Raw genomic sequence first — 12,793 nt, 5'->3', positions numbered from 1 at the left:
CGAACGGGCTGAAATGGTACTTCAACCCGACCGCATACTGGTCGGCGCTCGAGTCCAAGGTGTTGAGCGCGAAATCGGCAGCGCCGGCTGGGGCCGGAGCAAGTGCGGTGTACGTGTTGAGGACGCCGGTGCCGGGCGAGCCAGGCGATGAATTGGCGTGGGCCCATGACGCGCTGACGTCCCAATTGTTGACGGTCTGGGTCGCGCTCAGGAAATAGCCGTCGCGCGAGCGTTCGTTGAAGGCGGCGACCGTATGCTCGCGGCGCATCATCTCGTAGATGCCGTAGAGCTGCAGCGTGCCGACGACGTCGTTGAACTTGTAGCCGGCGCCGACCTTCGCCGCCCATTCATTGGCGATGCCGACCGCGCCGGGAGGCACGACCAGAACGCCACCATTGCTCAGCGGCGTTACCGCTTCATCGCCGGTCCGGTTGGTGCCTTCGTGCATCTCATAGGCTGCGACTGCGGTGAACGGCCCCTGGTTGTAGGTCAACGATGCGCTGTAGAGATTGCCGTAGGAGCCGTCGGTGCAGCCTTCCGGCGCCGACGTCAGCGGGAAGCCGGAGCCGCTGCCGCGGGCCGAGGTGCCGGGGCAGTTGAAGTCACCCAGGGCATAGTCGCTGTTGTCCTTCGCCGTGTTCTGTCCCGGCGAGATCATGATTGCGGCCTGGAAGCCGTTCCACACCGGCGACTCATACCAGATCGCGTGCGCCGCCCGCCAATCGAACTCGGCACGGAGATCGCCGCCGGTATTGCCCATGATCGAATTGTAGTCGCCGAGCGTCGCCGAGAATGGATCGAACTTCGCAGTCGCCTTCTTGTAGGGCGTGTCCGCCTTGCCGGCCTTGATTGCACCCCACGGGCTCTCCATGCCGAGGAAGCTGTCACGCGTACCGAAGGCCGCGCGTTCGGTCGGCACGGCCGCGACTTCGACCAGCGACTCGAATTGCGCCACCGCCGCCCATCCCGGCATGCCGTAGGGCTCGAGATTGTGTCGGGCGCGGACGCCGAAATAGGTGAGATTGCTCGAGACGCCGAACTTGGTGCCCTGGTCGTAAACGCCCGGATTGAAGATGTCGCCGGACAGATCCACGTGGCCGTACAGCGTTACGGTGGTGTTGTCGACGAACGCGTTGCCGCCTGGCGCCTTGCTGTAGAGCGGTGCGCCACCGATGCTGACGACGGCGTGCTCGGCTGCCGGGGCCGGTGCAGGCGACGGCGCCACCGCCGCGTGCAGGACCGGATTTCCCTTTGGCGAGACGGGCGCGCTGGCCGCCGCCCTGGGCTCGCCGATCTGGTTGACGCGTTCGCGAAGCTGCGCGTTCTCCTTTGCGAGCTTGGCATTGCTGCGCTCGAGCGCATCTAGGCGGGCAATGACGTCTTCGAGCGTCGCTGCCTGCAGTGGTTGATGGAGAGATGTCACGCATAGGGCAGCAACGCCCGTTCCGACCAGGAAGGCCTTCCTCATCCGATTCCCCCTCATGTGCCGCGGACCATCTTGCGAGTCCGGGATCACGAGGAGGCTATTGTATGCCAGATGCCACATACAACGACGGAGCGGCGGTTAGCACCGTTTCCGGACGGGCTGTGGCTCTTGAGCAACTATTCCCATCAAAGCAGGAGTCGCGACGATCAGTCGCATTGCGATGCAGCAAGACGTTTGAGGCGCGAAGCTCAAGGGCTCCAGGGCGTCTCGCCGCGGGCCAGGCGCTCGGCAATGTCGGCCTGAAAGGCCGGCGGGCCGAAGGCGAACCAATCGCCTTCGGACTGATAGAGCAGCAGCCGCTTCTTCTCGGCGCAGAATGTCTTCAGCCAGTCGAGCGCCTTCGGCTTGGGACGCGCGCCGGCCGGCACAACCACGTCCACCGGAAATCCCCGCCAGAAGAAATTGGCGGCCAGCATGATCATGTCGGCTCGGTCCGGCCGCATCCAGTCCGGCAGCGGGCTCGAGGCGATCAGCCAGCCGCAGACGAACTCACGGCAGGGATCCTGAGGCCGCTCCGGATAGATCGCACATTGATGCGCGACGCTGAACGGACAGGGCCGGCCTTTCCGTACCTGGTGGCCGCGGACTTCGATCTGCAGCCAGCCGTCGCAACAGGCCGTGCAGCTTCCGCAACTTCGGGATGCCTGCTGGTTCACCGGCAAAGCCAACGCTCGGAGCGCAACCTCATTGCGGCCCGGTCTCGTCGACGGGATGCCTCAGTCGCGGAGCGAGCCGCGCTGCTCTCGGATATCCGCCACGCGCCTCACCATACGCACTGAACGGATTTGGATACATGTTACGGGAGTCGCAGAGCTGGCAGCCATTGGGGCCCCAAGGCTGCGTCGCCGCAATGCCGCACAAGGGCAGCGCCATCTGCGCGGCGACGCTGGGCGGCACAGGCTGCTGGCCGCCCGCACACACATACGCGCTGGCTGGGCCACCGGTCGCAAGCACGAGCACCGTTCCGACGATGAGGTTTCTCACATTCGCCTCCTGATGTTGTCGACCCTATCAATTGCTGGACCAGTTGAGAATGCTGGCAGCCGGCATACGCCCAAGGTGATGGCAGCAACCATCCTGGTCGCGTGATCGTTCTCGGCCGCCATTCCGGACTCGACTGTTTCGGCTCCGGACCATTCCAACGCGGATGGCTCAAATTATCGTGCGTGAGCGTCGAAGGCTTCGTGTGAGCCGGCATTGAGGACGAAGTCGATGCTCTCTGCCAATCGCCGCGGTGTATCGGCGCATCACGCATCGAAGATCAGGCAGGTGGTGGTGCCATGCGCAAGCAGGCGGCCGCCTGCGTCGGTGATCCGGCCCTCGGCCGTGCCGACACGGCGGCCGCAGGTGAGGACAGTACCCTCGGCGCGGATCATTCCCGTGGCCGGCGTGATCGGGCGGAGCAGCGCGATCTTGAACTCGAGCGTGGTCTGGGCCACGCCCTTGTCGAGCATCGACCAGACAGCAAGGCCCATGCAGCTGTCCAGCAGCGTGGCGGCGAGGCCGCCATGCACAGTGCCGGCCGGATTGAGATGCGCCTCGGTCGGCATGGCGGTCACGACGACGCGCCCTTTCGCGGCATCAGTCACGTCATAGCCGAGCGTGTGCGCGATGGTGTTGAGCGGCAGCGTCCCGTCCGCGAGCCCCTGGACGAATTGAAGGCCGCTCATCTCTTTGCGTCTGGCGTCGTCGACTGTTCCGTAGCTCTTGCCCGACATGCCCGAATCCTCCGCTATTAGTCCGTGGCTCTTGGTCTACTCGGGCGCAGCTTCGATGGCGGCCGACCGTAGAGGGCAACGAAGGTTGCGCTCATGCGGCGCGGGCTGGAAAAGCCGGCGCGGCTTGCGATGACAGCGATTGGAAGCGCGGTTTCGTCGAGCATCCGCTTGGCGCGCTGGATGCGGAGCGATTGCGCAATCTCGGTTGGCGACGCCTCCAGATGCTGCGCGAACAGCCGCGAGAGATGACGGGCGCTGATGCCGAGCCGGTCCGCCAGCGCATCGATGCCGTCATCGTCGAGCGCGCCCGCCTCGATCAGGGTCAGCGCGCGATCCACCGTGCTCTGCGTTCCCTTCCAGGCCGGGCAGAATGGCGCGGTCTCCGGGCGGCAGCGCAGGCAAGGGCGATAGCCGGCGCCTTCGGCGGCCGCCGCACTGCGGAAAAAGCGTACATTGCGCGCCAGCGGCGTCCGCACCCGACAGACCGGCCGGCAATAGATGCCGGTGGTCTTGACCGCGACGAAGACAGTGCCGTCGAGTGCGGGGTCGCGACGGCAAAAAGCTTGGTAAAGGGCTGCAGGGTCATGCATGGCCCGATGTACCGCGATCGCCCCGCGGGCGCGAGCCGAAGCCGATGATGAGGTCCGAAAACGACCGTTTGCGTCAGGACACCAGGCTCTATTCGAACCAGGCGTCGTACATCTTCCTGAAGCTGCCGTTCTCCATGCTGATGTGCAGCCATTGGTCGACGAAGTTCTTCAGCGCCACATCGCGCTGCAGCCAATAGGCCTTCTCGGCGAAGTCGAACGGTTTGTCCGGATGCACCGCGCAGAGCACGCCGGGATGCAGCTTCTGCTGGTAGCGCGTCTCCGAGGCATCGGTCATCATCAGGTCGGCGTCTCCTTTGGCGATCTCGTCGAAGATGGTGACGTTGTCGTTGTAGACCTTGATCTCGGCTGCATGGATGTTGGCGCGCGCAAAACGCTCGTTGGTGCCGCCGGGATTGACGATCACCCGCGTGCCCGGTTTGTCGATTTCGGCGATGCTCTGGTACTTGGCTGCATCGGTGCAGCGCGCGATCGGGGTCTTGCCTTCGCGCATGATCGGCGTCGAGAACAAGCCCTTCTTCTGCCGGTCCAGCGTGATCGAGACCCCGCCCATCGCGATGTCGAACTTGTCGGCCTCGAAGTCCTTCATCATCTGCGGCCAGGCCGTCTGCACGAATTCGACCTTGACCCCGAGCGCCTTGCCGAGGGCGTCCGCCATGTCGATATCGAGGCCCGTGAACCGCCCGGTCGCCTTGTCGAGATAGCTGAAAGGCTTGTAGTCGCCGGTCATGCCGACCCGCAACGTGCCGCGCTGGACGATCTCGTCGAGCCGCGAGGCCGGATCGGCGCTCGCGGAGCCGCTGAGGAGACAGGCGGCGGCCGCGACCAGGACGGAAATTGAAGCCTTGAAACCTTTCATCCCATCTAACCTTCCGTTGTTCGTTATTGCCGTCCTGTGTACATGAGACGCAGCGTGGCTGCGAGTGGGAGGAGGGACCGCTGTGAGTATCTCGATGGTGCAGGCTTCGGTGGAGGTCTTCGTGCCGTACCTGCACAACCTGTCCGGGCTGCTTGATCGCGCGGCGGCTCACGCCGACACAGGTGCGCTCGATCCGGCCGCCCTCACTACCATGCGGCTGGCGCCCGACATGTTCAATTTGACGCGCCAGGTCTGTGAGGCCAACCGTCACGCCACCATCGCCAGCGCCTTGCTGGCCGGGCAGGTGGCACCTGCGGCCAAGGAGAGTGACGCCGATCTCGCGGAGTTGAAGGCGCGGATCGGCCGCGCCATTGCTTTCATCGAGAGCCTGCCACGCGAGCCGATCGCAGCCAGTGCCGAGCGCGAGGTCGTGTTCACCTTTCGCAGCGGTGCGACGCGCGCGTTCACCGGGCGATCCCTGCTGCTGACCTTCAGCCTGCCGCAGTTCTTCTTCCACGTCACGACGGCTTACGACATCCTGCGCCACGCCGGCGTGCCGCTCGTCAAGGCCGATTATCTCGGGCCGCCGCGGTCCCTATGACATCCTACGTCCCGTCACCGGCGGCGGGCAGAGGAGGCGGGCCGTGGCCGATCATCTCGCTCTTGAGCGCCTCGAAGCGCGCATGCGCCTCGGCTGCGCGCTCATCGACCAATTTGATCGCGGCTTCGGCGCTCATCGGGCCCTTGCTGACCGGCACCGAGCCTGTCCCCACGGTCTCGTCGACGTAGTGACCATCGTCACCGCGCCGTACGGTCCACTTGAAGCGGAGCGCCGCCATTGGCCCTGGGCCGATCTTGCTATAGCCGTCAGCCTCGACCGCCTTTTCGACGGGCTTGGACGGGCCGGCGTCGTTCACAGCCGGCGATAATTCCGGCCTGTGCAGAATGCTCGCGATGGTCGCGAGCGCATGATCAGTCGCAACACTCATCAGCAGCCCCCTGACTGACGCGCGCAAATGCGAGGGTTTAACTTGATGGTTGTAACTGTTTTCTGAGGCGTTCTGCAATATGGCAAATGGATGGCGCGATTGCGTCCGCGTCATCCAACGCTAGAAGTGGCCGCCGCGCTTTCATCCCACTGTTAAAGCTGGCCGCAAATCATTGGAATCCTTGTCGAAGGCCACCCCGGCCCTGGCGATCAGAGGACGTCCTTGTTGATGACGTTCTCGCTGATCGGGGCGCCGTCGAGCACGCTCAGGATGTTGCGAGCCGTCTGCTCGCTCATCCGGTCGACCGCCTCGCGGGTGACGCCGGCGACATGCGGCGCCATGATCACGTTCGGCAAGGCGTGCAGCGCATGGCCGACCGGCGGCGGCTCCTGCTCGAACACGTCGAGGCCGGCGCCTGCGAGCTTGCCCGAAGCCAGCGCATCGTACAGCGCCGCCTCATCGATCAGCCCGCCGCGCGCGGTGTTGATCAGGTAGGCGGTCGGTTTCATCAGCCTCAGGCGCGCCGCATTGAACATGCCGACCGTCTCGGGCGTCTTCGGGCAGTGGATGCTGACGAAATCCGCCCGCGGCAAGGCGGCATCGAGGTCTGCGACCGGCTCACAGCCCGCGGCGGTAATCTCGGCGGCGGGCTTGTAGGGATCGTAGACCAGGACCTGCATCTCCATCGCCAGGCAGCGCTTGGCGGTGCGGGTGCCGATGCGGCCGAAGCCGACGATCAGCACGGTCTTGCCATAGAGGTCGAACGGCAGCACGCCCAGGCGCGAGGCCCAGGTGCCATCCCTGACCATGGCGTGCATCTCATTGGCGCGCTTGGCGAGCGTGAGCATCATGAACAGCGCCTGCTCGGCCACGGACGGTGAGTTCGCCGTGCCCGCCACCATCAGCGGCACCTTGCGGCGGCTCAAGGCGGGAACATCGACCGCGTCGTAGCCGACGCCGATGCGGGTCACGACCTTCATGTCGCCGGAGGACTCGAGTTCGCCTTCGCCGAACCGGGTCGCGCCCAGCGCCACGCCATGCACCGGCGCATGCGCCTTCAGCAGCGTGTTGAAGTCGGCGGCCGAGATCATGTTGGAGAACTCGACCATTTCGATGTCATCGCGCGCGGCAAGCAGCGCGCGGCCTTTGGCTGAGAAGGATTCGGTAACGAGGACTTTCTTCTTGTTGCTTGCGGCCGTGTTCGTTGTCATTTCCTGCCCTTGAACCACGTTCTTTTCGGCCTCAGATGACGAGGCCCGTGGTTTCGTTTAGCAGGTGCATGTTGTTGAGGTCTATCGCCATTCTGAGCGGGGCAGCATCGCGTGCGCCGGCATTCGGGCTGACCCGGCCGCAGATCTGGGTGGCCTCGAGCGTGAAGTAGACCAGGGTTTCCATGCCCATCGGCTCGGTGACATCAAGCATGGCCTGGAACGGTTCCACGCCGGGCTCAGGATGCGGCCTCGCCTCGGTGATGTGCTCGGGCCGGATGCCGAGCAGCAGCGGCTCATTCCGCGACACGGATTGATAGCGCGCCGCGCGCGGGCCGGGCAGCGGGAAGGCGAGGCGATCGGTCAGGCGGATGTGGAGGCGCTCGTTCGCGTCCTCGAGCCGGCAGGGCACGAAATTCATCGCAGGCGAGCCGATGAAGCCGGCAACGAAGCGGGTGGCGGGGTTATGATAGAGCTCGTTGGGGGTGCCGATCTGCTCGATCCGGCCCTTGTTCATGACTACGACGCGATCGGCCAAGGTCATCGCCTCGACCTGGTCGTGCGTGACGTAGACGGTCGTGGTGCGCACCTTCTGGTGCACCTTCTTGATCTCGATCCGCATCTGCACGCGCAGCTTGGCATCGAGATTGGAGAGCGGTTCGTCGAACAGGAACACCTTGGGATTGCGCACGATGGCGCGTCCCATCGCCACGCGCTGGCGCTGGCCGCCGGACAGCTGTTTCGGCTTGCGGTCGATGAGGTCCGTGATATCGAGCATGCGTGCGGCTTCCGTGATCCGGCTCTTGATCTCGGCCTTGGGATAGCGCTTCAGCCGCAGCCCGAACGACATGTTCTCCGCGACCGTCATATGCGGATAGAGCGCGTAGTTCTGGAACACCATCGCGATGTCGCGGTCCTTCGGCGGCACGTCGTTGACGACGTCGCCGCCGATCATGATGTCGCCGTCCGAGATGTCCTCCAGCCCCGCGATCATGCGCAAGGTCGTCGACTTGCCGCAGCCGGACGGGCCGACCAGCACCACGAATTCGTGGTCGGCGATGTCGAGATCGATGCCCCTGACAGCCTCGACATCGTCGTAGCGCTTCACCACCTTTCGCAAGCTCACTTCAGCCATGGTGCTCAACCCTTCGTCGCGCCGGCGGTCAGCCCGGCAATGTAGTAGTCCATCAGGAACGCGTAGATGATCAGCGGCGGCGCAGCGCCGAGCAGCGCGCCCGTCATGATCTGTCCCCAGTTGAAGACGTCGCCCTTGATCAGCGTCGTCGTGATGCCCACCGGGAGCACCAGTTGGTCGATGGATGTGGTGAACACCAGCGGATAGAGGAATTGCGCCCAGGAGACCGTGAACGCGAAGATGGTCGCGGCGATCAGGCCGGGCAGCGCGACCGGGATGAAGATCCGCGTCAGGGTCTGCAGCCAGGACGCGCCGTCGATGATGGCGGCCTCGTCGAGTTCCTTGGGGATCGAGGCGAAATAGCCAATCATGATCCAGGTGCAGAACGGCACCGTCAGCGTCGGGTAGACGAACAGCAACACATACCATCTGTTGAGCAAGGTGATGCCGGTCAGGTCCTGGACCACCGCGAGCATCTTGAACAGCGGGATGAACAACAGGCTGTCCGGGATCAGGTAGGTGAGAAACACGCCCGTCGCCAGCGTCGCCGAGCCCCAGAACTTCATCCGCGCCAGCGCGAAGGCGGCGGGAATGCTGATCAGCATGGTAACGATCACCACCACGACAGAAACGATGGTCGAATTCCAGAAGAAGCGCAGAAACTGGTTGGAGGTCAGAAGCTCGACGTAGTTCGACAGTGTCGGGTGAAAGACCCACCAGGGATTGGTCGCAGCCGAGATCTCCGCGCTGCTCTTGAGCGAGGTGATCAGCATGTAAAACGGCGGCACCAGCGAGAAGATCGCGAACAGCACCAGGAAGAAATAGGACCAGCGCAGCGCCCAGGCGCGGTCGCGACTGATGCTGCCATATTTGATCTTCCGGGTCGGACCCGCTTTGTCGATCGCAAGCGTGCTCATCAGGATTCGTTCCCTCGCTTGGAGACGTCACGCAGGATGAAGATCGCCGCCACCGCGAGGATCGGCACCATGAACAGCGACACGCTGGCGCCGAGCGGGATGTCGCTGCTCTGGATCCCGACCTGGAACGCCCAGGTGGCAAACAGATGGGTCGTATCCAGCGGGCCGCCTGATGTCAGGATGCGCACGATGTCGAAGTTGGCAAAGGTGACGATCAGCGAAAACAGCGTGGTGATGGCGATGATGTTGCGCATCATCGGCAAGGTCACGTACCAGATCCGCTGCCACCAATTGGCGCCGTCGATGGCGGCGGCCTCGTAGAGCTGGTCGGGTACGGATTTCAGCGAGGCCAGGTACATGATCATGAAGAATGGTGCGCCGTACCAGACGTTGACGAGAATGACGGAGAAGCGCGCCCAGAACGTGTCGCCGAGCCAGGGGATCGGACCGATGCCGAAGAATGAGAGCGTGTAGTTGAATGCGCTGTAGGAGGGGTCGAACAGCCACAGCCAGGCCAGCGTGCTCATCGCGGGCGGAATCACCCAGGGTACCAGCAGCATGCCGCGCCATTTGCGCTGTCCCTTGGCCGGGATGTTGTGCACGAAATGCGCTACGATGAATCCGATCAGCGCTTTGAAGATAACGGCCGTGATGGCGAAGATGCAGGACTGCTTCACCACCATCCAGAAGGTTTCGCGCTTGAACAGGAAGGTGAAATTGCCGAAGCCGACGAACTTCTGCATCGACTTGTTCAGCGTCGCGAGATGGATCGAATAGAGCGCCGGGTAGAGCACAAGGGCGGCGATCAGGAGGATCAGCGGCAATGTCATCAGAAATGCCGCCGTCGACTTTCGCTTGAGCGCGTAGTGAAGGCTTGCGCGACGGGGCCTGCGTGCCGGCTGCGCGATACGAGGCTGCTCGAAGGCGGCGTCAACCATAGGCGGATGTCCTTTCACCTGGGCCAACCAGGTGCGCTGGCGGAGCAATGGTGAGATTGCGTGCGACGGCCTGCCTTTCGGCTGGCCGTCGCCAGGCATGGGAGCATCAGCTGCGCATGAAGCCTTCGCACTCGCCCTCAGCCCAGGCCAGCGCGTCTTCCAGCTTCTGGCCTTGCGCATAACGCAGCGCCAGCTTGGTCAGCGTCGCCTGGAAATAGATCTGCTGGGCGATCTTAGGCGGTGCGGGCGAGGCTGCAATCGACATCGTCTGTTGATTGTACGGGTCCGGATAGTGAAAGAGCGTGCCTTTCGGCGGCCCTTCCTCGGCCCAGGTCTTGAGCTTCGTCATGTTGGCATAGGCCGGCAGATCATAGCCGCCGCTGGCTGCCACGAACTTCTCGATTGAGGACGGCTGCGACAGATAGGTGAGGAGACTCTTGGCAGCCTCCTTGTTCTTGCCAAAGCTCCAGGCGCCCCAGAAGTAGGGCAGGAACGGCGCGAAGCGCCCCTTTGGACCGGCAGGGAAGCCGTGCGTCCAGCATTGCTCGGCAATCTGCGGCGCATCGCGTTTGGCCACCGCCCAGGCGCTTGGCGGATTCAAGATCATCGCGCCTTTGCCCGAGATCAGCCACTTGTTGTTCGAAGCATCGTCCCAGGAGGGGGCGTCCGGCGGCAGCACCGCGATCAGTTTCTTGTAGAATTCGAGCGCCTGCCGCACCTCGTCGGTCTTGACCGTCACGTCGCCCTTGGCATTGACGAGCTCGGCGCCGAATGCCTGGAAGATCGCGCCGGCGGTGTCGACGCTGTCCGTGGTCTCGCCGAGCCCGATGCCGAACGGGTATCCGCCCTTGTGGCAGGCCTCGGCCGCCTTCAGGAACGTCTCCATGGTCCAGTTGTCAGCCTTCGGAGGGCTGCCTGCCGGATACATCTCCTGCACGTCGATCCCGGCATATTTCTTCATGAGATCGATGCGGGAGCACGGCCCCTTGATCTGGCTGCCGACCGTCGCGGGAACCGCGAGCCACTTGCCATCGCGCTGCCCGAGATACTTGACCGTGCCGTTGACGTCGCCGTTCTGCTTGATGACCGGCTCCATCAGATCGTTGACGGGCTCAAGATTCTCGGCATAAGCGTGCGGCCACCAGGTCGGCATCTGCAGAATGTCGTGGCCGGACTTGGCCTGGGCCTCGGCCGCAACCGTCAGCTCCAGCTTCTTGTTGTTGCTGGTGATGTAGTCGATCGAGACCTCGACCTTCTCTTTCGCCGCCCATTCGTTGACGAGAGCAGTCGAGGCGTCGTTGGCGCCTGGAACCCAATGGTCCCAGAAACCGATCGAGACCTTGCCTGCAGCATGTGCGCCGCGCACGTAAGGTGCGGCGACCAGTGCAGTCGTCGTGAGCGCTGTGGCAGCAACAAATTGTCGGCGGGTCAGCTTCCTCCGTGACATGGCGTTCCTCCCTGGATAGGCCAATCGGATTCTGTTTGAGCGCATCCCGTTTGTTGTTGTGTTGCGTCGCAGGCCGATCGCCTTGCGGGGATTTCGCTAACAGCAATCAGAGCAGAATTGCCTGCGGCTGTCGAGAAACGAGGCGAGGGACATTCTTGAACTGATGGCTTGCTCCGAAAGTCGAAGACGAATGGCGGCGGCGGCATTGGTGCGGCGCGATTTCGCGTCGCACATCAGCAGCAATTCCTGGGCACGTTTCCTGTCCAAGACCTTGGGTTCTCGCGCCAGGCGCGGCAACGCGGCGCGGCGCGGCGCGGCGCGAAAGATGGACTTCTGAGCGGCGACGCCGATAAAGTTCGAATCGGTCCACTGCGATCGAGACGACTGCCATTTAGCCGAGTGACCAACGGAGCCTGCCCATGACCCTCCCTGTGTCGACGATGCGCAACCGGTGGCGGCTGTGCATTGCAGTAGGGACAGCGCTACTCACGTGCTGCGCACTGAGCTTGCCGCGTCATGTTGACGCGCAAGGCCTGTTCAAGGGCGTCGAGCAGGGGGCGCGCGAGGGCAACAAGGCGGCCGGCCCGGTCGGGGGCGTGCTAGGCGGCGCGATCGGCGGCGTGGTCGGGGTCGTCACCGGCGTGACCGGAACCTTCGCTGGCAGCAGTAGCCAGACTGGCAACACCAACCAGAGTGCCCAGCCAGCGCCTGAGGCCAGCGAAGCGGACAAAGCGAAAGCCGCGAAGGCGGCCAAGAGCGTCAATAAGGGCCCGAACAAGAGTACCAAGATGGCGAAAGCGCCGGCCATGCTGACGCAGGAAGGCGTACCGCAGCTCACCGCCGAGCAGATCGTCGCCAACAGCGACGCCAATATCGAGCGCATCAAGAAAGAGCTCAATCTGACGCCGGATCAGGAAAAGAACTGGGGGCCGTTCGCCAGCGCGATGCACTATCTCGGCCACAACGGCGCCGACCGCCTCAACCTGCGGATTGCCCGCGCCAAGCGCGACCCACCTGACGACATCGTCGAGCAGATGCGCAACGAAGCCCAGTTCCTGGTCGATCGAGCCGCTGACCAGCGCAACGTCGCCGATTCATCCGAGCCGCTCTATACGAGCCTGGACGACAAGCAGAAGCAGATCTTCATCGACGAGATGGTTCGCCTCAGCCACGAGCGCGGGCTCGATTAGGCCGTCAGGCTGAACGGGCCAAGCCGGAGAGCGAGATCGATTGGTGCAGCAGGCTACAGGCGGGAGCTATAGCGCGTCGCGGCGCCAGCCATCGCGTGTTGTTTGGCGGTCTGCGCTGCGGCCAGCCGACCCTTGGCGCGCTCCTCGATCAGCAGCCTGATCAGCGCCAGTCGCTTCGGTTCGTCGACCGCCTGCGCCAACAATCTTCGGTAGCGTTCGTAATCGAACCCTTGATCCTGACTTTGCATAAGGCGCCCCCGCGCACGAATCGCAAGGGCGAAGTGTTCTCCGTTGGTCC

At 63.8% G+C, this 12,793-nt stretch carries 16 protein-coding genes; 3 read left to right on the top strand and 13 right to left on the bottom strand.

Going from position 1 to position 12,793, the window contains the following annotated elements:
- The 6 genes from BRAS3843_RS38855 to BRAS3843_RS11390 form a co-directional block, all read right to left on the bottom strand.
- The coding region (locus tag BRAS3843_RS38855) for a porin (protein WP_050886418.1) at positions 1 to 1,468 on the bottom strand (1,468 nt) is incomplete at its 3' end.
- 206 nt (positions 1,469 to 1,674) lie between these two features.
- Positions 1,675 to 2,142, bottom strand: coding sequence for a hypothetical protein (locus tag BRAS3843_RS11405; RefSeq protein WP_035981431.1), 468 nt, complete (start codon positions 2,140 to 2,142; stop codon positions 1,675 to 1,677).
- A 28-nt stretch (positions 2,143 to 2,170) separates the two neighbouring features.
- Complete coding sequence (locus tag BRAS3843_RS40670; protein ID WP_008969030.1) at positions 2,171 to 2,470, bottom strand: hypothetical protein; 300 nt, start codon at positions 2,468 to 2,470, stop codon at positions 2,171 to 2,173.
- A 263-nt stretch (positions 2,471 to 2,733) separates the two neighbouring features.
- A complete protein-coding gene (locus tag BRAS3843_RS11400; RefSeq protein ID WP_008969029.1) occupies positions 2,734 to 3,204 on the bottom strand; it encodes a PaaI family thioesterase in 471 nt (156 codons plus the stop codon).
- Positions 3,205 to 3,221: 17 nt separating this feature from the next.
- A complete protein-coding gene (locus tag BRAS3843_RS11395) occupies positions 3,222 to 3,794 on the bottom strand; it encodes an Ada metal-binding domain-containing protein (RefSeq protein ID WP_008969028.1) in 573 nt (190 codons plus the stop codon).
- Between the two features lie 88 nt (positions 3,795 to 3,882).
- Positions 3,883 to 4,671, bottom strand: a complete 789-nt coding sequence (locus BRAS3843_RS11390) for a transporter substrate-binding domain-containing protein (RefSeq protein ID WP_008969027.1) — start codon at positions 4,669 to 4,671, stop codon at positions 3,883 to 3,885.
- A gap of 94 nt (positions 4,672 to 4,765) precedes the next feature.
- Here BRAS3843_RS11390 and BRAS3843_RS11385 point away from each other — a divergent pair, with 94 nt between their 5' ends.
- Positions 4,766 to 5,272: a DUF1993 domain-containing protein gene (locus tag BRAS3843_RS11385; RefSeq protein WP_035981429.1), complete on the top strand. Its 507-nt coding sequence runs from the start codon at positions 4,766 to 4,768 to the stop codon at positions 5,270 to 5,272.
- 4 nt (positions 5,273 to 5,276) lie between these two features.
- Here BRAS3843_RS11385 and BRAS3843_RS11380 read toward each other — a convergent pair whose 3' ends face one another.
- From BRAS3843_RS11380 to BRAS3843_RS11355, 6 genes are all read right to left on the bottom strand, one after another.
- Positions 5,277 to 5,660, bottom strand: a complete 384-nt coding sequence (locus BRAS3843_RS11380) for a hypothetical protein (protein ID WP_008969025.1) — start codon at positions 5,658 to 5,660, stop codon at positions 5,277 to 5,279.
- A 209-nt stretch (positions 5,661 to 5,869) separates the two neighbouring features.
- Positions 5,870 to 6,871 carry a hydroxyacid dehydrogenase gene (locus BRAS3843_RS11375; RefSeq protein WP_008969024.1) on the bottom strand — a complete coding sequence of 334 codons (1,002 nt, stop codon included), beginning with the start codon at positions 6,869 to 6,871 and terminating at the stop codon, positions 5,870 to 5,872.
- Positions 6,872 to 6,902: 31 nt separating this feature from the next.
- Entirely contained in the window at positions 6,903 to 8,003 is a 1,101-nt protein-coding gene (gene ugpC, locus BRAS3843_RS11370) for a sn-glycerol-3-phosphate ABC transporter ATP-binding protein UgpC (RefSeq protein WP_008969023.1), read from the bottom strand.
- Between the two features lie 5 nt (positions 8,004 to 8,008).
- Positions 8,009 to 8,920, bottom strand: a complete 912-nt coding sequence (locus BRAS3843_RS11365; RefSeq protein WP_008969022.1) for a carbohydrate ABC transporter permease — start codon at positions 8,918 to 8,920, stop codon at positions 8,009 to 8,011.
- Positions 8,920 to 9,858 carry a sugar ABC transporter permease gene (locus BRAS3843_RS11360; protein ID WP_008969021.1) on the bottom strand — a complete coding sequence of 313 codons (939 nt, stop codon included), beginning with the start codon at positions 9,856 to 9,858 and terminating at the stop codon, positions 8,920 to 8,922. Before BRAS3843_RS11360 ends, BRAS3843_RS11365 begins: the two co-directional genes overlap by 1 nt.
- A gap of 106 nt (positions 9,859 to 9,964) precedes the next feature.
- Positions 9,965 to 11,305: an extracellular solute-binding protein gene (locus tag BRAS3843_RS11355; RefSeq protein WP_035981426.1), complete on the bottom strand. Its 1,341-nt coding sequence runs from the start codon at positions 11,303 to 11,305 to the stop codon at positions 9,965 to 9,967.
- Between the two features lie 190 nt (positions 11,306 to 11,495).
- Between BRAS3843_RS11355 and BRAS3843_RS41470 the strand changes: the two genes are divergently transcribed.
- Complete coding sequence (locus tag BRAS3843_RS41470) at positions 11,496 to 11,642, top strand: hypothetical protein (RefSeq protein WP_175361108.1); 147 nt, start codon at positions 11,496 to 11,498, stop codon at positions 11,640 to 11,642.
- 82 nt (positions 11,643 to 11,724) lie between these two features.
- The gene (locus tag BRAS3843_RS11350; RefSeq protein WP_083841354.1) at positions 11,725 to 12,495 is read left to right on the top strand and encodes a Spy/CpxP family protein refolding chaperone; all 771 of its coding nucleotides are present in this window, start codon (positions 11,725 to 11,727) and stop codon (positions 12,493 to 12,495) included.
- A 53-nt stretch (positions 12,496 to 12,548) separates the two neighbouring features.
- Here BRAS3843_RS11350 and BRAS3843_RS11345 read toward each other — a convergent pair whose 3' ends face one another.
- Positions 12,549 to 12,743, bottom strand: a complete 195-nt coding sequence (locus tag BRAS3843_RS11345; protein WP_008969017.1) for a hypothetical protein — start codon at positions 12,741 to 12,743, stop codon at positions 12,549 to 12,551.
- Positions 12,744 to 12,793 lie beyond the last annotated feature (50 nt).

The sequence above is a fragment of the Bradyrhizobium sp. STM 3843 genome, assembly GCF_000239815.1.
GTDB lineage: Bacteria > Pseudomonadota > Alphaproteobacteria > Rhizobiales > Xanthobacteraceae > Bradyrhizobium.
The sequence above is the reverse complement of the archived record's forward strand: the minus strand, read 5'-3'. Positions and strand labels throughout refer to the sequence as shown.

Bases quoted from the DNA above. Each gene is read 5' to 3' on its own strand.
- BRAS3843_RS41470 (WP_175361108.1), top strand. From the start codon at position 11,496: ATGGCGGCGGCGGCATTGGTGCGGCGCGATTTCGCGTCGCACATCAGC.
- BRAS3843_RS11385 (WP_035981429.1), top strand. From the start codon at position 4,766: ATGGTGCAGGCTTCGGTGGAGGTCTTCGTGCCGTACCTGCACAACCTG.
- BRAS3843_RS11400 (WP_008969029.1), bottom strand. From the start codon at position 3,204: ATGTCGGGCAAGAGCTACGGAACAGTCGACGACGCCAGACGCAAAGAG.
- BRAS3843_RS11380 (WP_008969025.1), bottom strand. From the start codon at position 5,660: ATGAGTGTTGCGACTGATCATGCGCTCGCGACCATCGCGAGCATTCTG.
- ugpC (WP_008969023.1), bottom strand. From the start codon at position 8,003: ATGGCTGAAGTGAGCTTGCGAAAGGTGGTGAAGCGCTACGACGATGTC.
- BRAS3843_RS11345 (WP_008969017.1), bottom strand. From the start codon at position 12,743: ATGCAAAGTCAGGATCAAGGGTTCGATTACGAACGCTACCGAAGATTG.
- BRAS3843_RS11355 (WP_035981426.1), bottom strand. From the start codon at position 11,305: ATGTCACGGAGGAAGCTGACCCGCCGACAATTTGTTGCTGCCACAGCG.
- BRAS3843_RS11395 (WP_008969028.1), bottom strand. From the start codon at position 3,794: ATGCATGACCCTGCAGCCCTTTACCAAGCTTTTTGCCGTCGCGACCCC.
- BRAS3843_RS11390 (WP_008969027.1), bottom strand. From the start codon at position 4,671: ATGAAAGGTTTCAAGGCTTCAATTTCCGTCCTGGTCGCGGCCGCCGCC.
- BRAS3843_RS11350 (WP_083841354.1), top strand. From the start codon at position 11,725: ATGACCCTCCCTGTGTCGACGATGCGCAACCGGTGGCGGCTGTGCATT.
- BRAS3843_RS11360 (WP_008969021.1), bottom strand. From the start codon at position 9,858: ATGGTTGACGCCGCCTTCGAGCAGCCTCGTATCGCGCAGCCGGCACGC.
- BRAS3843_RS11365 (WP_008969022.1), bottom strand. From the start codon at position 8,920: ATGAGCACGCTTGCGATCGACAAAGCGGGTCCGACCCGGAAGATCAAA.
- BRAS3843_RS11375 (WP_008969024.1), bottom strand. From the start codon at position 6,871: ATGACAACGAACACGGCCGCAAGCAACAAGAAGAAAGTCCTCGTTACC.